Source organism: Candidatus Nanohalovita haloferacivicina (genome assembly GCF_029232205.1).
GTDB classification, from domain to species: Archaea; Nanohalarchaeota; Nanosalinia; order Nanosalinales; family Nanosalinaceae; genus Nanohalovita; species Nanohalovita haloferacivicina.
The window spans coordinates 639591-657062 of record NZ_CP107255.1 but is presented as its reverse complement, the minus strand read 5'-3'; the positions used below and the strand labels follow the sequence as shown (position 1 = coordinate 657062).

Annotated in this window: 15 protein-coding genes, 1 tRNA gene and 1 other RNA gene; 7 read left to right on the top strand and 10 right to left on the bottom strand. The window is 45.2% G+C overall.

Going from position 1 to position 17472, the window contains the following annotated elements:
- Nucleotides 1-24: 24 nt before the first annotated feature.
- Nucleotides 25-1485, bottom strand: coding sequence for a cysteine--tRNA ligase (cysS, locus tag HBNXNv_RS03600; RefSeq protein ID WP_347720319.1), 1461 nt, complete (start codon nt 1483-1485; stop codon nt 25-27).
- Nucleotides 1486-1707: 222 nt separating this feature from the next.
- Here cysS and HBNXNv_RS03595 point away from each other — a divergent pair, with 222 nt between their 5' ends.
- Nucleotides 1708-3306: a hypothetical protein gene (locus HBNXNv_RS03595; RefSeq protein ID WP_347720318.1), complete on the top strand. Its 1599-nt coding sequence runs from the start codon at nt 1708-1710 to the stop codon at nt 3304-3306.
- Here the strand turns inward: HBNXNv_RS03595 and HBNXNv_RS03590 are convergent.
- From HBNXNv_RS03590 to HBNXNv_RS03570, 5 genes are read right to left on the bottom strand one after another with little or no spacing between them, the layout of a single operon-like run.
- Nucleotides 3303-3746, bottom strand: coding sequence for an NUDIX domain-containing protein (locus tag HBNXNv_RS03590; RefSeq protein WP_347720317.1), 444 nt, complete (start codon nt 3744-3746; stop codon nt 3303-3305). The two genes, HBNXNv_RS03595 and HBNXNv_RS03590, sit on opposite strands and share 4 nt — an antisense overlap.
- Nucleotides 3743-4126 (bottom strand): NUDIX hydrolase, encoded by a 384-nt coding sequence (locus HBNXNv_RS03585; protein WP_347720316.1) that lies wholly within the window; start codon nt 4124-4126, stop codon nt 3743-3745. The genes HBNXNv_RS03590 and HBNXNv_RS03585 overlap by 4 nt, the downstream gene beginning before the upstream one ends.
- Nucleotides 4127-4173: 47 nt before the next feature.
- A complete protein-coding gene (locus tag HBNXNv_RS03580) occupies nt 4174-7359 on the bottom strand; it encodes a LamG-like jellyroll fold domain-containing protein (protein ID WP_347720315.1) in 3186 nt (1061 codons plus the stop codon).
- A gap of 49 nt (nt 7360-7408) precedes the next feature.
- Complete coding sequence (locus HBNXNv_RS03575; RefSeq protein ID WP_347720314.1) at nt 7409-7810, bottom strand: NUDIX hydrolase; 402 nt, start codon at nt 7808-7810, stop codon at nt 7409-7411.
- Nucleotides 7803-8576 (bottom strand): NUDIX domain-containing protein, encoded by a 774-nt coding sequence (locus HBNXNv_RS03570; RefSeq protein ID WP_347720313.1) that lies wholly within the window; start codon nt 8574-8576, stop codon nt 7803-7805. Before HBNXNv_RS03570 ends, HBNXNv_RS03575 begins: the two co-directional genes overlap by 8 nt.
- 38 nt (nt 8577-8614) lie before the next feature.
- Here HBNXNv_RS03570 and HBNXNv_RS03565 point away from each other — a divergent pair, with 38 nt between their 5' ends.
- Nucleotides 8615-9202, top strand: coding sequence for a DUF1405 domain-containing protein (locus HBNXNv_RS03565; protein WP_347720312.1), 588 nt, complete (start codon nt 8615-8617; stop codon nt 9200-9202).
- Here HBNXNv_RS03565 and HBNXNv_RS03560 read toward each other — a convergent pair.
- Both HBNXNv_RS03560 and HBNXNv_RS03555 read right to left on the bottom strand, forming a co-directional pair.
- Entirely contained in the window at nt 9174-9665 is a 492-nt protein-coding gene (locus HBNXNv_RS03560) for an acyltransferase (RefSeq protein ID WP_347720311.1), read from the bottom strand. The genes HBNXNv_RS03565 and HBNXNv_RS03560 overlap by 29 nt on opposite strands.
- A 575-nt stretch (nt 9666-10240) precedes the next feature.
- Nucleotides 10241-10311 (bottom strand) — tRNA-Cys (locus tag HBNXNv_RS03555).
- A gap of 272 nt (nt 10312-10583) precedes the next feature.
- Here HBNXNv_RS03555 and HBNXNv_RS03550 point away from each other — a divergent pair.
- Together HBNXNv_RS03550 and HBNXNv_RS03545 are read left to right on the top strand one after the other, a co-directional pair.
- Nucleotides 10584-11390, top strand: coding sequence for an MBL fold metallo-hydrolase (locus HBNXNv_RS03550; protein WP_347720310.1), 807 nt, complete (start codon nt 10584-10586; stop codon nt 11388-11390).
- 7 nt (nt 11391-11397) lie between these two features.
- Complete coding sequence (locus tag HBNXNv_RS03545) at nt 11398-11775, top strand: hypothetical protein (protein WP_347720309.1); 378 nt, start codon at nt 11398-11400, stop codon at nt 11773-11775.
- Between the two features lie 244 nt (nt 11776-12019).
- Here the strand turns inward: HBNXNv_RS03545 and HBNXNv_RS03540 are convergent, their stop codons facing one another.
- Entirely contained in the window at nt 12020-13033 is a 1014-nt protein-coding gene (locus HBNXNv_RS03540; RefSeq protein ID WP_347720308.1) for a Cdc6/Cdc18 family protein, read from the bottom strand.
- Nucleotides 13034-13123: 90 nt separating this feature from the next.
- Between HBNXNv_RS03540 and ffs the strand changes: the two genes are divergently transcribed.
- Nucleotides 13124-13397, top strand: an RNA gene (ffs, locus tag HBNXNv_RS03535) — signal recognition particle sRNA.
- 18 nt (nt 13398-13415) lie between these two features.
- On the opposite strand, the gene HBNXNv_RS03530 is transcribed toward ffs, so the two are convergent.
- Nucleotides 13416-15965: a LamG domain-containing protein gene (locus HBNXNv_RS03530; RefSeq protein ID WP_347720307.1), complete on the bottom strand. Its 2550-nt coding sequence runs from the start codon at nt 15963-15965 to the stop codon at nt 13416-13418.
- A 150-nt stretch (nt 15966-16115) separates the two neighbouring features.
- Between HBNXNv_RS03530 and HBNXNv_RS03525 the strand changes: the two genes are divergently transcribed.
- Both HBNXNv_RS03525 and HBNXNv_RS03520 read left to right on the top strand, forming a co-directional pair.
- Nucleotides 16116-16760 carry a TraB/GumN family protein gene (locus tag HBNXNv_RS03525; protein WP_347720306.1) on the top strand — a complete coding sequence of 215 codons (645 nt, stop codon included), beginning with the start codon at nt 16116-16118 and terminating at the stop codon, nt 16758-16760.
- A complete protein-coding gene (locus HBNXNv_RS03520; RefSeq protein WP_347720305.1) occupies nt 16720-17466 on the top strand; it encodes a DUF2797 domain-containing protein in 747 nt (248 codons plus the stop codon). The genes HBNXNv_RS03525 and HBNXNv_RS03520 overlap by 41 nt, the downstream gene beginning before the upstream one ends.
- Nucleotides 17467-17472: the final 6 nt, after the last annotated feature.

Here is a 17472-nt window from a genome sequence, read left to right as displayed (position 1 = left end):
AAATAGAGAAAAGGAGTAAAGGCCTTATTTCAGCCATCTACTGCCTTCATCAGTGTCCTCAACTTCGAAACCTAGCTCTTCCAATCGATCACGAATCATATCTGAAGTATCCCAGTCCTCCTGTTCACGGGCCTCGTCACGAAGCTCCATCAACAGATCAGCCATGCCGGACTCAGAATCAGAGGCCTGGGGCCTTACATCTACTCCAAGAACATCAAACATCTCAATGAGTGCGTTGCTGTAATCTACAGCAGGTTGATCGCCGTCTTCAAGCATGGAGTTCGCCTCGTTAACTGCTTTCATCAAAACCTGTTTGGCCTTTGCCGTATTCAGGTCATCGTCCATCGCTTCCTCGAAATCACCGATAAGGCCTTCGTACTCTCCAGGCTCACCGAAGCTGTGTTTTCCTTCAGGTTCCTCCATGTAGCCAACCTTTTCCACAGTCCTCCTCACTCTCTTAAGTTCTTTCTCAGCCTTCTCCAGGCCTTCAAGTGAGAAATCAGTCTCCGAACGGTAATGAGTACTTATCAGATAAAGCCTGATCGCGTCACCGCTGAAACCTTTCTCCAGCAGCTCTCTAACAGTATAGAAGTTACCTTCTGACTTACTCATCTTCTCTCCCTCGATATTAATGAACTCGTTGTGGATCCAGTAACGGGCCTGACCTTTTCCTGTCGCTGCAAAGGCCTGCGCACGCTCGTTTGGGTGGTGAGGGAATATATGGTCTTTTCCACCAGCGTGAATATCGAATTCGTCTCCCAAGTATTTCTGGCTCATGATAGAGCACTCCAGATGCCATCCAGGATAACCAGTTGAGTAGACTTCTTCGCCCTCAATAGTAAAGTGTGCATGCCACTTCATCGCATGATCGGTTCCCTCGGCGTTAAGCCAGAGAGCAAAGTCAAACTGGTTTTTCTTGTTCTCATCAGGCTCTACACGACTCCGGGCCTCTTCCTTCAACTGTTCAATATCCTTCTTCGCCATTTCACCGTAAGGGTAATCCTCTGCAAAGGCCTCAACATCAAAGTAGATATTTCCGTCAACCTCATACGCATAACCATTGTTGATAATGTGCTGAATGTATGTAATCATCTCGTTAATATGTCCTGTCGCACGTGGAACAATATCCTGCCGCTTGACATTCAAGGCCTTCGTGTCCTCAAAGTAGCGTTCGATCTGGTCTTCGACAAGTTCCATGGGTTCGAGGCCTAGTTCTTTGGCTCGTTTCTCGACTTTATCCTCTCCCTGGTCGCCGTCATCGGTCAAGTGGCCTACATCAGTAATATTCTGTACGTGTCGTACTGTGTATCCTTTCCACCGCAGGTAGCGAGTTAGTGTGTCCCATGCGGTGTAGGCCTTTGCGTTTCCGATGTGGAGGTCGTCGTAGATTGTCTGCCCGCAGCTGTAAAAAGTAACTTTTCCTTCTTCCAGTGGTTTGAATTCTTCTTTCTCCCGTGTCAGTGTATTGAATAATTTCAGTGTCATAGAGTTTCAGCTCCGAGCAGCGCTATAACTGGTTTTAGAAGTTCAGAATTAAAGGCCTGTCGAAACAGACTTGAGAGAGCTGTTTTTCGAGGCAGAAATCCTATTTCTGCAGTGACAAAAACGTCCACCTCTGCTGCTCATGACTTCTCTAACCTGATTAATCGTTAAAAATGATGCCATGAAAAGAACAATACTTAATTGTTGTCACCAAAAGGTTGCATGATGTCGGCTGTTGAGCAGAATAGTGATGTCAATCACGGTGTAATCAGGGACTTCGATTATCAGGACTACTTGGATGAGTCAGGGTTAATGGAGTCAGCGGAATCTCTTTCTGAAGATGAACTAACAAGAATATATGGAGAGACAATTTACGAGGCCCGGAAGGATGAGCTGCCTGACAGGCATACTAGGAGAGCGGCCTTTGACGAGGCCCGTGAGATAGTTGATAACTATGATTTTGGGGAAAGTATCTATGAGGGCCTGTATGATACACCGGAGGAACTGCTTGTTGAGGCCGTTAGTCGGGGTAAAATGAGGGATTTTGAGCTTGATGTGCCCTGGCATCCAGAGGTTTTCTATGATGAAGATAAAATTACTACTCTCCCTTTTCAGCATTCTTCAGCAGTCCTTTACTCTGGGAGGGAGAGACATAACTTCTTTGACAGAGAATATGGAAAAGAAAATGTGGTTGATGGTATAAGGCCTAAAACCATCGGGCACATGTTTAATCCTGATAGTGTGCTTGAGCAGGGCCATTTTAAGGCAGGTAACAGGCATAGAGATCTTGGTACTGGTGTTCAGGAGGATGGTACTCACGAGTGGGCGGTTTACGGTGCAGATATTCATGGTGCAGAAGGATATGCTAGCCCTATCATGGTGGAGTTCGAGGTTCCTTCAGAAAACCTGGTTATGACGAGCGACAATGAACCGCGCCTGAGATCTGAGACAGCGGAGGAGTTCTTCTCGAAACATGATTCTCCTGAAGAAGCAAAGGACTACTCTACCTTTATACTGAAGGTCGCTGCCAACCAGGAAAAACAGCTCTGGAACCCTCACGTCGATCTTGAAGATGTAAATGGTGTATGGGATCCAGAATACTTCCCAAACACGATGCATTTCCTGTCACTGGATGAATATGCCAGAAGGATCCAGGAAGACTTTGACCATGTACCTGAAACCAATCTGGAACAGTTAAGAACTGAAAGAGAAGGCTATACCTTCAGAAGGCCTCGTGGGCAGCAGCATGACTACTCTGATGCTAGAGAAGAGGCTGATGTAATGGCAGAGATAGAAAACGAGGCCGCAATGGCGAAGAGATTCTTCTCTAAGGCCAATTCACGCATGATGGAGGAAAACAATATTTACCAGCCAAGAGACAGAGGAAGAACCAAGCGACAGCTGGGCGCAAATATTATCAGAAACACGATATTTGCAAATGAAAGCATGGACGTAATCGAAGAAGAAGCTTCAAGATATATCAACCAGCCTCAGATCGAAGAGAAAGACTTCATAGAGTTCCAGGAATCAGACACAGAATCAGTAGAACAGGCGCTGGAAGAGATCAAACAGGGCTCACTACAGGCCCGCAAACACGTACTTGACTCCGTCGAAGAAGAAAACATAGATAGAGAAGAAGGCCTCGAAATTATGGCAAGCACACTTGACCAGAATATCAATGACCTATTCAGAATAGGCCTGGAAAAAGATTCGTTCCTTGAATTCGCCAACAGAGTGGATCCAAGCTGGCTGGACTTCAACCCTGCCGAAATAGAAGACATGGCCAGAAATGTATACGAAGGAAGAGTGGAATCTTCCCACTAGAAAGGAGCTTTCTCCATTTTCTCAAGGAACTGGGCCTGATCCTTCCGTTCCTCAAGTCTCTCAGCTTCCTCCGAGTGAACAAAATCTGTTATCTCGCCGGGTTCAACCCATTTAACCTCTGAAAGATCATCAAGGGCCTCGGCATCTTTTTCTTCGGATTCACAGTGGAAAACTATCTGAAGAGAATCCTTTTCTCCATCACTCCATGCAAAGGTCATTACATCCACTGTCTGATGCACATCAACTTCAAGGCCTGTCTCCTCTTCCACCTCTCTTTCAATAGCTTCTTCGACCTGTTCTCCGTATTCAAGGTGGCCTCCCAGAAGATGCCATTCTCCGCTGATTGGATGGCCTTCTTCTTCCTCTTTTTTACCAATCAAAATTTCTCCTCTGTAAGTGATCAAGGCCTTGACCACTGTACGAAAACTTTCTCTACTCATAGATTAACAGCCTCCAGGTCTTTCTCGAAGCCATCCACGGTATCAAAGTTTTCGGCCTCTTCAACACTTATCCACTCGTACTCGACATGTTCGTGGCTTAGCTCAACTTCTTTTGATTCTACATGTGTCAGAAACACGTGGAAGCGGAACTGTCTATTATCTATAATTATTTCGGCCTCTGCAGATTTCTCAATTATCTCTCCCTTCAGACCTGTCTCCTCATGCAGCTCTCTTTCAGCTGTCATCCTGGCATCCTCCTCTTCAACTCCTCCACCAGGAAACTCCCACTTCATAGGATTAGAGTCCTTTTCTGACCTTCTAACAATCAACAACTCGCCGTCCTCAGGATGATATGTAACGGCCTTTGCAACTTCAATCATTTTTTGCTCACACAATAGTTTAGAATCCAACATATTTTACTTCTATGCTAGTTAAAGACTGATTCAGCGTTTGACCTGTTAAAGATCCGAACCTCATCGATATTACCATTCCAGTCCTCTCCTAGGAACTGAGACCCTTCAAAACCAATTGCACTGCCCGAAATATTCTCAGAAATAGAGGGCTCGCTATCAACGCTATTGCCGTCAACCTTCAGAGAAAGGCCTTTTTCCGGAGAATACCCTGCAACAATGTGGTGCCATTTACCTTTCTCAAGACTGTAAACCGGGCTCAGAAGACGATATTTTCCATCCCTCCGATAACCAAAGACGAGACCATCACCAAATATTTCGCGCGAATCCTCTTTCAGGAATAGTCTGCCCTCCGAACTTTTCCAGAGAAAACCGTTACCGCGGCCCCATTCGCTGTTCTTTCTGGCCCAGAGAGAAATACTGAAGTTTTCAGAAGGATTAAACATGTCTTCGACCTCTCCAGAAGTTCCTGAATTGTCAAATCTGTAACTTGAAGAGCTGAATAGGCCTTCCTGACCTGTTCTGCCAGTCATAGGAGTTGATCCTGTGGACTGTGCTATAGAGGCCTTCTGCCCTCTGTAAAGGTGTTTGATCTGTGACTGGTTGAGGGATTTTCTGATTATCTTGATTTCATCCAGTCGTCCGTCCGTTCCCCAGTTGAATCCTCCGGCATTACCTATTCTAAGTGTATTGGTGCTGTTTGAGATATCGCCGATATAGGTTCTTTCACCGGTTAAATTCCCGTTCTGATAGATTTTCACCACTGATCCATTGAATGTTATCGCGGTATGAAACCATTCGTTTCTAGGCCAGTTATTTCCGAAAACATTTCTCCTTGAACCATTATCTGTAATCCATCCATGGATATCGTTGTTGTTGGTAACCATTCCGAAAGAACCGGACTTATAGATATGATGCGAACCGCGTCCGGGCTCCTTATTGGAGTCATAGCTGTCCAAGTTAAGCCAAGCGCTCACTGTAATTTCATCACCGAACTTGAGGCTTCCGCTGTCAGGAACATCCACAGCATCGTTGTATCCATTAAACTCCAGGCTTCTCCCATTCACTCCTGAAACAATATTTGCATGGCTGTAAGCCGTGGAACCGTTAGGCCTGTCAAAACCTAGATCAAGAGTTTTCTCAGGCATACCTCTATGCACTCTGTCCGTCCCATTAAGCCGGATTACATTCGATATCTCGGAACTGTTCAAAGACTCTCTGAAATACTTGACCTCATCCAGCCTGCCATCAAAGCTTGATGAAATATAAGGCCTATCACTGGCGCCATCAGGTTTCCCAGCAGCCGTCCTTGTGGCCTTTAACTCGCCGTCAAGAAAGCTTTTCAGAACAGTCTGATTCGATGACTTATTGTAGTAAGAACTCATTGCCACGTGATGCCACTCCTCATGAGGAAAGTCCCAGCTATGAGAAACAGCGTAAAGATCCCCTTCAACTGACTGGTAGAAATGCATTTTATCATCGCTCCAGATCTGGAAAAGACTGTCTCCGCCAAAATGCCGGAAAACTCTTCTTTCCTCTTCCCCAGCAGAAGCAGAATCAGCATATACCCATGACATCACAGTATAACCTTTTTCCGTTGAAAGCGAAGGCCTGTCATCCAGCTCGTAGAAATCGCCCTGATCAAAGTTCTGGCAACGGCCTACAACACACTCAGACTTGTTCAAGGAGGTAGAACTTCCGGCGGAGGCCTCAGCATGATTCTCATAGAAAGAAGTATCAAACAAATGCGTGGAATTCCTGTAATCCATAGTCACACTCATAGAGGTAGAGTTACCAGGATTATCGGGGCTTCTCTCGTAGAGAAGTGATATCTCTGAACTAGTAAGTGTGCCATTGAAGAACTTGACCTCGTCAATTTTTCCGTCGAATGCCTGGCCGCTGGTCAGACCTCCACCAACGCTGTCCTGCTCCTGGCCCAGCATCAGGCCATCTGTAGAAATGTTAAGAGGGTTGGAGGATCCTGGTGTCCTGACGTCCATGAGATCGCCATCCACATACAGGTACTCCTGATTTTCTGAACTGTTTCGAACCCAGCCAAGATGATGCCAGGAACCATCCTCAAGGCTTGGAGTAGCATAGGTATTCTGATTATTGTTCAGGTAGGTACGCAGCCGATTATCATCGTAAAGATAAAATACAAGAGCATTATCGGTATTTGAGTTGGCTCCGCTCACAATACCCTGTGTTCCGGACTTGCTCGTCTTAATCCAGAGAGATATAGAGAAGCTTTCAAGGCCGTCAAGAGAATCACCGGAAAGAACAACTTTGTCAGAAGTACTTCCATCAAAATCCAGAGCCCTACCTCTCCGGCCCGTCACTCTCTGAGTCCCATTTACCGAACCCGTTAAAATATTCCTGAGCTGGCCCGTATTCTGATTAGAGGATCTATCCTCAACCTTATCGGCCTCTATATCCTCAAAATTATAGACTAGAGAGGAATCAGTAGAGAAAAACCGGCCTGTATAATTACCTGATACATCCGTAATTTTTCCGAAACCTTCTTCCATAGGCCAGTGCAGAAGAGGTTTCTCAGAAACTACAGAATACCTGTAAAGATCTTCTACCTCTCTGGAACTGAGAGGAGCGCTGTATAACTTGAAATCCCCGATCTGGCCCTCAAACTTGTTTCTGCCACCGTAGATTCCGCTACCGATAGATACCTTTCCATCTTTCAGATGTGGATCCTCGTTAACAGTGTTTTCATCCTTCAAATCTCCGTTAACGTAGGTTTTCAGCTTTGAGTTTGGTTTATTGTAGACAGTTGTGACATGAGCCCATTCGTCCTCATAAGAATCAAGACTGAAATCATTCTGAGTGCTGCTCCAGAAACCAAACTGGGCCTGATTCCCTGACTTGATCAACCAGTGGCTTGCATTATTCTTCTGCTCAGTACCTATGACGGAAACCCACTGTCTGTAGCTTGTAGACTGATACTTCATCCAGAAAGAAACAGTCCAGGACTCATTTCCAGCAACAGAATCAGGAAGCTCTCCCAGCATGTAATCATTCTCTCCATCAAAAGAAATAGCTGAAGAAGACAACTCCAGAGCATTACTGTTAGCTGAACTATCAGAGACCGTGGATGAACTGCCATCAAATCTGTAAAAGGCCTGAGAACCTGCAACAGTCGAAATAAACATTACAAAAAGCATTAGAAGATATACAGGTTTTTGGAAGGCCATCCTGTATAGATTTCAAGAGTGTAGGAATTTAATCTTTCTCAAAAAAGCCCTATCTCTCGATCCCTACCGCATCTAATTCTTTCTCAAGGCCTTTAACTGTTTCAAATTCTCCAAGTTTCTCACGTGAAATCCACTGGAAATCTGTGTGCTCGCGGGAAAGCTCCACATCCGTGCTCTGCACAAGAATCAGGAACGGATGAATCTCGATATCTCCAATATCAGCATTGATTATCCCGGAGTCACCAGTCTTCAAAATCTCTCCTTTAAGCCCTGTCTCCTCGTGAAGCTCTCTGATCGCAGCCTCCCTAGGAGTCTCATCTTCCTCTACCACGCCGCCAGGAAACTCCCACAGGCCTGGGTTTCTATCCTTTGTGTCGGCTCTCTTCACCAGCAGAAACTTCTGCTTCCGCGAGTTGTAGACTACAGTTGTGGAGGCCCTGAAATCAACCATCCAGAACACCTAGTTTCTCAAGAGATTTCAGGTTTCCAAGAGTATCAATAGACTTCAGGCCGGGTGGCTGAGCCCAGATAAAATCAGAATGCTCGGAGTCAAGAACAGGTTCTCCATCTTCCAGGCTTACTAGGAAAGGGTAGACTCGCCAGTAACCTAGCTCGCCCTCGCTGATGTACGGGTCACCGGCCTCTACAACCTCGCCGTCAAGCTGGGTCTCCTCACGAAGCTCCCGGAGAACGGCCTCACGCTTTGACTCATCGTCCTCAATCTTTCCGCCAGGAAAAGTCCATTTCCCGGAACTTGAGTTCTCATCCGACCTCTCCAACATAAGATACATCAGGCCTCTACGAGCAACAGCCAGCGAAACATCCCCGTTCACGATCTCTAGATTTTCCAGGGCCTTGTACTGGCCGAGAGAATCGTACTGATAGAACTCCTTGAGATCAATCCATTCATACTCGGTATGCTCCTCTGAAAGCTCGGCCTCGAACTCTTCTTTCACCTCAATCAACACAGGATTCAAAGTATATTTTTCGTTATCTCTGCTCTGATAGCTTTCACCAGTCTCAAAATTATTGATCTGGCCTTCGAGATCTACATCGGTCTCTTCATCGATCTCCCGGATAGAGGCCTCTCTAAGACTTTCTCCCTCTCTAACTTTTCCGCCGATGAACTCCCATTTCTCATCACGGGATCTCCTGGCGATAAAGAACTTTTCATCTGCCCTGATCACTGTCTGAACAACCTGGTTTGTATCAGCCATAATCACTCTAAAGAAACCTAAAATTCAATACTGTTACCGTGAACCAGAAAATCCCGGAATGGCAGACACTCAAAGAAACACTGATGGAGAAAGACACTCTTCTAGATCTAGCTGCTATAAACGTAGCAGGAACAGCCTTCGGATTCTTCTTCTACCAGGAACAACTAGCAGCCAACCCAATACAACTATGGCCCTTCATACCTGACTCCCCTCTCGCAACACTCTTTGCAGTACTCACCTTCGCGTTTATAGCGCATGATAAAAGAAATAATCTGGTAGAGGCCCTGGCAGTTATAGGGAACCTCAAATACGGCCTCTGGACAGTATTCGTACTCATATACTACCACGAAATATTCTACGCCGGCAATCCTCTCTGGATGTACCTATTCCTACTACTCTCACACGTGGGAATGGCAGCACAGGCCTTAATCATACTTGACATAACAAAAACCGATATCAAGGCCTTCATCGCAGCCTCATCATGGTTCATAATCAACGATCTAGTTGACTACACGCTCGGAATTCATACACGGCTTTACACTCCGGAAAACGGGCCCGCAATGATCGCTGCAGGAATCCTGACAGCGGCCTCTATAATTATTCTCTATCTCCGAGGTTTTCGATAGGAACACCGCCAACAAACTCTCCTTCCTCAACATCACGGTTGACCAGAGAGCCAGCAGAAACAGTAGCTCCATCACCGATTTTAACGCCCGGAAGAACGATACACCGAGCACCAATCATCACATTCTCACCTATCTCAACCTCACCTATCCTCATCTCATCCTGCAAGGCCTCATGAGTAAGAATAACAGAATCATAACCGACAATAGTGTTATCGCCGATAGAAATCAGATCAGGCCTGAAAAGATCCATAGTCGCATCAAAAGCAATAGAACAGTTACTCCCAAGATCCACGCCAACCCTTCTCAAAGTATAATTCTTGGCCCGGATAGGCAGATAACGGGAAACAGTGGCCAGCAAAATATTCCTGAAGGTCCTTGTATAACCAAAAATATCAGTCCAGAACCTCAGAGAATTCTTCTCACCAGGAAAATCATGGACCTCAAGCCGATCTTTTCGTGACATCCTATAATCTAGGACTTATCGCTTACAGGTAAAAAACCATTCTCGAGACTTGAAGTGGTGAGTACTGAGAGGGTGCTTTATTTCTAAATTTGGCCAAGTTAGAGGCACTATATAAAACTTCAGTTGAAACCGAGGGGTGGGTGGGGGAGATGCCTTGACTTCAATTGGAGAAGGATTATAAGACTAAAGTGAATAGAAGGAAGTGTGGACAAAACACAACTAAAGGTCCACACATATGCTGAGTCATCAGTATATGACCGAACCATTCAAAAAAAGTTACCCGATTTTTATTCGGTTTGGCGTAACGATAGGAATTGGTAAGGTTAAGATGGCTTATAGTCCCGCGGAGCTGACCTTCAACCACGCTCCCCGGGACGCCGTTTATTTTCTTTTTAACTATCAGACTATGGTGATTAGTCTTTAAACGAGGAACTTTCCTCGTTATAGATTTAACTTGTTGAAAAACGTTTAAATACTTTATTTGCTTAAAACCGTTAATATCGTCTCTAAGTTGCTAAATCAATATGTTTTGGTGATTGTCTAAATCTAATTATATAGAATTTTTGATGCTGCGAAGCCGGGCCAGGGATTTGCACCCTGGTATACCGCTCTGCAGGCGGTCGCATAACTACTCTGCCAACCCGGCAGTTTTTTCGGGGCCTTGGTTGTGCAGTTTCCGAAACTTCAAGGGAAGTTTCTCTGATCGAGTGAACGTGAAAGTTCATCGAGTCTGCCAACCCGGTGTCCGTGTATGTGAATAGGTGGGATAGAAGTTTTTAATAAACCGGTGAGGCCTCTGGTTTTCGGGTTTTCAATCGGTGTTGGTGTTTCTTGTTAAGTTTTTAGGTTGGGCCTTGTCTTTCTGTCGTATTTTTATTATTCACGGTTAAATTGGGGTTTACCGTTGAGGGGAGAATATTGAAAGTTGAAATACTAGGAAATGTTCAGGACGCGGGAGTTCCGCATCTTGAATGTGATTGCGATGTTTGTGAAGCTGCCAGAAAAGATGCTAGAAAAGGGAAGAGAGTGGCTTCTATTCTACTGAAGGAGAATTCCGATAACGATTCTGTAAGATATCTTGTTGATGCAACTCCTGACGTCAGATACCAGATTAAAGGAGACTACCTTGACGGCGTATTCATCAGTCACGGCCAGCTAGGGCACATCACAGGACTACTGGATTTCGGCGAGGAAGGCTGTGATAAGAACAGTCTGCCGGTCTACGTCACCGATAAGACCAGGAACTTCATTGAGAGGAACGATCCTTACCGACTTCTGGTCGACAAAGGAAACGTTGAACTGATGGATTTCAACGACGGCGAAACACTTGATCTTCAGGGCGCAGAGATAGAGGCCCGCGAAGCAGAACACAGCCGACTAAACACAGATACTACAAGCTTCATGATCAAAGGCCCAGAAAAAACACTTTTCTACATGTCCGATATCCACGCATGGACCGATGAAACACTGGAAAGCGTGAAAGAGGCCGATATCGCAATAGTCGATGGAACCTTCTGGAATGAGGAAGAAATCGACCGTTATGAGGAAGTACCTCACCCGGTTATGAAGGAGACAATGCACAAGACCGAGGACTGGGACACAGAAATCTACTTCACACACCTCAACCACACAAATCCTGCACTAAGGCCTGACTCTGAGGAAAGACAGGAAATTAAGGAAAGAGGATTCGGAGTAGTAGAAGAAGGCCAGGAATTCGAGATTTGATAACTGGATGATTTTCAATCTGGGATGGGAGAAAGATCTCAAACTGAAGCTCAGATTCTTGGAATTAATGTTCTTGCTAACTACTATTTTGATAGCAACTAAATCCTCGATAGGTTCAACTCTAGGATCGGGACTATTATCCTTCCTAGTCTTTGGATCTCTATACTACTTCATTTTGGCCAACGGAATAATGAAGAGTAAAGTAATCATTCCTCTAAGTTTGCTTACTGGTTTCTCGCTCTCGGCAGTTTTCTCCTCAGTATTTGTTGGTCTGAATACTCTGGAGCTCAGCCAGGGCCTAGCCTATGGTATACTACTTGGAGTAGTTTTCTCCTTTGGAATAATGCCTAAGAGAATATTCATAGGGCTTCTCAGGAAAATTTAGAATTGCTGGAAAAGCAGCTACCGAAGAACCCCTCCAAGGGAAAAACTTTGTAGCCGCTTCTCCAGACTTTTTCTGTATAATCCTTTCCCGGGGGTACGGGAGGAAGGATTGATTTTTTCTTGCGGTGGCAAGCAATGGGAATCGATGATCAACGAGAACAATTTTTCTCGGTTCTCGCGTATAGAAAAAATAGGTCAGACTCGTTATTTAAACCGTCTCTCACCTGTCCGATATGTCCGATAACTCACGAAGCCGGAGAATACTTGCGACCTCTCTTCTCGCCAGAGGCCTCTATAAGGCCGTAATCAACCATTTTATTCAGATACCTTCTCAAAGTTCTGCTGTTTCTAGGGTCGTCAGTCCGTGTCCGATACTCTTCGTAAAGATCGCCGGGCCGGACCTCACCTTCCTCTTTGATCACGTTGTACAGTATTCTCTGGTGGTCATGCAGTTTGTTCAGTGAAACAGACTTGTTCTTCTCCACAGCGTCCGAAAAACTTTCCTCGAAAATCCTGTCAGGAATCTCCTCAAGATCCTCTCTTTCGGCCTTCCTCGCAGCCATACGCAGAGTACCAATGGCAACACGGGCATCGCCGCTTGACTTTTCAGCAACCATCTCAAGCTGGGCTCTGGTAGCTGCTCCAGGCTTCAAACCATACTCACGACGGTCAACAAGAATATCAGTCAACTCCTTCACAGAATAACTTTCAAAACGAATATCCTCGCGTGTAGAGAAAGATGACTGAATCCTATCGTCCAGCTGGCCGAAAACATTCTCCCTGTTTGAAATCATGATTACTCCAACCTTGTTCAGGCGAGAAATATCGTAGAGAAAACTCTCCTCCTTGATCTGATCAACTTCGTCAACAATCACGACCATAGGCTTCTTCCGGGCCTTTTTCTCAAGCTTATCAACAAGCTCCTCAGTAGCAGTACCTTCACGAGTAATAAACTCACCCATATCAGTCAACAACTGATAATAGGCCTCAAAACGCGAAGGATTACGGAAACAATCAATTGAACCCGACTCTAGATCCATTGCATGCTTATGCAACTCGTTAACAACATAATTAGCCATAGCAGTCTTCCCAGTACCAGGAGGCCCATGAATAAGCATGTCAAGAGGCTGCTCCTCAGAAAGAATAGGCCTTAAATTATCTGCAATTACCTGACGCTCGCTATCCCTATGCACCATCTTATTCGGAAGATAATCCGCGGAAAGAACACGCGCATCTTCTATAATATTATTGAAACTCAACCCTCTGCCCCCTAAAAACCATTTAGGCCCTATACTGAAATAATTTTTCTCTCTGGCATTCCTCTTTTAACCTTTCAACACTGTTTTTTCTGCATGGGTAGGCTGGGCGGTTCGGGGTCGCTTGTAACCTGAAATCCTCTACATGCAGTGAGCCGAAAACCAGTGTGAGGAGTTCCTTCGGCGGATTCGGCCCTTTCCCGGGCTGTCGATGATCCGTCCTCCGGGATGTCGCAGATTGTGAACCGGGCCAGGCCTTGACGGGAGCAGCCCTAAGCAGTCTGTGGCATGTTCGGAGGGTGGCGGATCTGAGGCCTGGGATTGGATTCACCGACCGTTGGAGAGCTTCCAGCACTGGGAACCCGCTGGTTTTTCCAGTTAATTTTTACCTAAAAGTGAGTTCTCTGACTTCTGATGTTGTTAGAGGCCTTCTGTAAATCTGTAGATCATCGATTTTTCCATTCCAGAGATTGTCTCCTGATGGATGTCTTCCGAAGTACTGTTTCATGGTTGTATCTTCAAGTCTTTGAGAATTGTCTACTGGTGCAGAGCTTGGAGGAGATCTCTTCTGTTTCTGGCCATCGACGTAGAACCGGTATTCTCCGGAACTTGCATTGTAAACTCCGGTTAGGTGATGCCATTTTCCTTTGGTAAGGTTGTGTGACTGGATAGCATACCACTCATTGCCGTCGTTCCAGTGGAAGATTGCGCTACCTTTGCCCCATCCCGGACGATTATCTCCGCGGATAAGTATTTCTCCAGGGCCTGAGGTCCAGATTTCCTTCCTGTTTTTACCCCATTTTTCGTTATTCTTAACCCATAGAGATACTGTGAATCCCTGATGAGGGTAGAAAAGATCTTCGTCTATCGCATAGCTGTCAACGCCGTTGAACTCAAAAGTATCTGTTTCTAGGACCCCTCGCTCTCCGGCTATATTTTCTAGATTAGGTTCTCCTGTAGGCTGAACAAGCTCTGATCTCTCGGAGAGATACATATCTTCTATCCCTTCAGCTGAAAGGGCCTTTGACTCGACTTTAACCTCGTCTATTTTCCCTTTGAACCATTGAGGGCCATCACCCGTCTCTCTATGACCTATCTGTATCGTAGATCCTGCATTTGTCAGGTTGTAATCCTTGATCTGTGTGTCAACAATATCTCCATTTACGTAAAGAGATGCATTGTTCGTCGACTCTTTGTAGGTACCGCAGAGATGCCACCATTTTCCTGTCTGAAGATTTCCTGAATTCAGGTTTGCAGACCACTGCTCATCAAGTATGAATACTGCATTACCATGTTGATAGTCCAGAATCAGAGGATCTCTCTGAGTGATTATACCAGGCCTCTGACTGGTGGATTCGGGTTTAATCCATGCACAGGCTGTCAATGACTCTTCAGGATATGTCAGGGATGTGCTGACTGTAACATTGTCGTTTATTCCGTCAAGGTGAAGAGCATTATCTGATATGCCGCTTGAACTTAGAGAGCTATCATATATTTTGCCTGCGTTTTCATTGTCAAAAGTCCATTCTCCGATAAGATCTTCACTGACGTCCTCCATTCTATGAAGTTTCTCTACTTCAGACTGGTTCAGCTCCTGACTGAAAATCTTTGCCTGATCAATGCTTCCGTTGAACTCGGAATCACCGAACTGACTGGAGTAAGTAGTCATTCCGAAGCCTATGTCTTCTGTACTGTCCTCGACTTTTCCCTGAGATCCTGTTGCACTACCGACAAGATTGCCGTCAATATACATTCGAGAGGTGTTAGTAACTCCGCTGTACGTAGCGACAATGTGCTGCCATTCCCCAGATTCTAGATTAGGTGTTTCACTAGTAAGTTGATCTCTTGTATCGTAGTCTGCATTGATAAAAAGTGTTGGAGAACCGCCTACAATCTGCAAACCGTAATTAGTCCATTTTCTAATTAGGTAAGGATCATTAGTCAAATCGCTGGAACTTGGCCGGGCCCATACTGAAAAACTGATATTTGTCATATTGGAGAACTCCTCAGAACTATTAATCTCTGCATAATCATCCTCGCCGCTGATGTTCAAACCCTGGAAGTAATATCCATCTTCAATCTGCGCTCCGCCCTTTAGAAGACCATTATCTCTGCCGTTAACTGATCCATCATAGTTGTTATCGGATTCATCCGTAGCAGAACTGGTCTCGATGCTCTCAAAATCATAAACTAGTTCTGTTGAAGGGGTTCGCCAGTAGGCCTCGCTATTATTCACTCTCTCGGTAAGATTTCTCCCAGAACTTTCTCCAGACCAGTGGGATACCAGTCCGGGAGTATTTTCATCTTTATCTGAATATATCTTAGCAACTTCAGACGAACTCAGGGGCCTGTTAAAGAAACGGATGTCGTCCATACTTCCTTCAAACCAGTTTGCGTGACCGCCATGCTCGTGTCCTATAACAATTGGATCGGTAGAGGAAGTCATTTTGTTAGAAACTCCCCAATCGCCGACTTTCTCGCCGTTAAGAAATAGCCTGAGGTCTGAGCTTGATTTGGAAAAAGCTAGGTGATTCCATTGCCCTGCTTTCAAGGGCTCGCCTGTAGTTGTAAATGTCTGAACAGATGAGGAAGTATCAGTAAAGCGGAATTGGATGTCAGATTCCTGAACCTTTACATCCTCACCAACTCCTCTAGTAGCAGTCAAAAAATACCATGGTCCGCCAGTACCAAAGTCCTTTTTACCGATCCATGTATATTCGTCCTTGAAATAAGGACTATAGGCCCAGAAAGTAACAGAAAAATTCGTTTGATTATAAATTGGGTTGTGTGGAACCTCAGCAAAGTTTTCCTCGCCGTCAAAATAAGGTGAAGGCTGACTAAAATCCAGGTTCTGATTAGTGCTTCCAAAGTCAGCTAAAACTGAGCTATTGCCTTCAAACCTCCAATAAGAACTGCCATTAACAAGTGAAACCACAAAAACAAGTGCAAGAAGTAACCACAGTAATTTTTCACACCTCACTGTAATAGAAATGCCTCTAACCTAATTTAACTTTTTCATCAATTCACGGCAGGCTGACTCCACTCTTTTAACATTTCAAACCTGTATACTGCTTGTTAAACCGATATGATACATGTATACGGAACATCCCACGTTTCTCACGAAAGCATTGACAGAATCAATGAGGCCGTTGAAAAACACGACCCTGAGATAGTGGCCTTGGAACTTGATCCTTTAAGACTTCAGGCCTTGAGAACAGGCGATGACAACAGCTCTGATGGAGGCCCGATCTTCATTAGGCTTTTGAGAAAGTTTCAGAACAAGATAGGTTCCAAAACAGGCCTGATGCCGGGCCAGGAAATGCTCTACGCATACCACAAATCTCTGGGAGAGGACAGAGAAGTAGTGCTCATCGACCAGGATATCCGAACTACTATGAGAAAGCTGGGGAAAGTTAGGAGGAAGGAGAAGGTTAAGGCCAGTCTATCGCTTCTTGCCGGCCTTGTGCTTCCTGGAAGTCTTGATGTGTCAAGTATTCCAGATGAAAAACTTGTACAGCAAATGAGTGTGGAAATGAAACACAGTTTTCCAGGCCTTTATTCTGTGCTGATGGAGGAGAGAAATGTTATAATGACTGAATCCTTGAAACAGGTTCAGAGAGAAAACCCGGACAGTGACATAGTTGCATTTGTCGGAGCAGCACACAGAAAACACTTGGAGGACGAACTCAGTGAATTCGATAGTCAAAGTACAGTGGAAGAATTCCTCTGACGGATGGAAAGCAAAACTACTGTTAGCAGGCCCGAATGGCTTCGAAAAAAGAGGTCTACAGCCAGGCAGAAAAGTTTCTTTCGAAGTAACTAATGAGAGAAGATGCACAGGATTTGCTCCAAGCCCTGGCGAAAGAGCGCCATGCCCGGAGTTCAGAGAAATTGACTCCGGTTCTCAGTGCAGCGAATGCCGTGGAAAAGACATTTACTCGGACTACGTCAGAGGAGATACACAGACAGATCTCGACGGAGAATTCTCAGTATACCTGGCACAGATCGGGCAAGAAGTAAAAGTTGGAGTCACAAGATCGGAGAAAATACCGAAGAGATGGGTTGAACAGGGAGCGGATTACGGCGCGGAAATACTTTCAGGCCTCTCATCAAAAGTAGCACTGGAAAACGAACAGGACATCTCCTCACGAGGCATAACAGAGAGAATAAGGAAAGAACAGAAGACAAACAATCCTTCGGATCCACGGAAACTTCAGAAAATAATGGAGGAACATGACTACGACGCTGAAATAGTCGATGTAAACTCTCTAACCTTATACGACAGACTACAGGGAGAGTTCTCCCGCAAAGGCCTTTTCCAGGGAGAAATACATTCAGTCAAAGGACAGATCATCGGCAACGGGAGACTCGCTCTCGCAATGACATCAGGAAAAGTACTGAAAAACCCGGATCAGAAAGGCCTTAACTCGTTTTAACAACAC

What these genes read in the sequence shown, in the direction of transcription:
- HBNXNv_RS03570 (WP_347720313.1), bottom strand. Translation starts at nt 8,576, where the DNA reads ATGGCTGATACAAACCAGGTTGTTCAGACAGTGATCAGGGCAGATGAA.
- HBNXNv_RS03585 (WP_347720316.1), bottom strand. Translation starts at nt 4,126, where the DNA reads ATGATTGAAGTTGCAAAGGCCGTTACATATCATCCTGAGGACGGCGAG.
- HBNXNv_RS03545 (WP_347720309.1), top strand. Translation starts at nt 11,398, where the DNA reads ATGATTTTCAATCTGGGATGGGAGAAAGATCTCAAACTGAAGCTCAGA.
- HBNXNv_RS03525 (WP_347720306.1), top strand. Translation starts at nt 16,116, where the DNA reads ATGATACATGTATACGGAACATCCCACGTTTCTCACGAAAGCATTGAC.
- HBNXNv_RS03595 (WP_347720318.1), top strand. Translation starts at nt 1,708, where the DNA reads ATGTCGGCTGTTGAGCAGAATAGTGATGTCAATCACGGTGTAATCAGG.
- cysS (WP_347720319.1), bottom strand. Translation starts at nt 1,485, where the DNA reads ATGACACTGAAATTATTCAATACACTGACACGGGAGAAAGAAGAATTC.
- HBNXNv_RS03560 (WP_347720311.1), bottom strand. Translation starts at nt 9,665, where the DNA reads ATGTCACGAAAAGATCGGCTTGAGGTCCATGATTTTCCTGGTGAGAAG.
- HBNXNv_RS03575 (WP_347720314.1), bottom strand. Translation starts at nt 7,810, where the DNA reads ATGGTTGATTTCAGGGCCTCCACAACTGTAGTCTACAACTCGCGGAAG.
- HBNXNv_RS03580 (WP_347720315.1), bottom strand. Translation starts at nt 7,359, where the DNA reads ATGGCCTTCCAAAAACCTGTATATCTTCTAATGCTTTTTGTAATGTTT.
- HBNXNv_RS03590 (WP_347720317.1), bottom strand. Translation starts at nt 3,746, where the DNA reads ATGAGTAGAGAAAGTTTTCGTACAGTGGTCAAGGCCTTGATCACTTAC.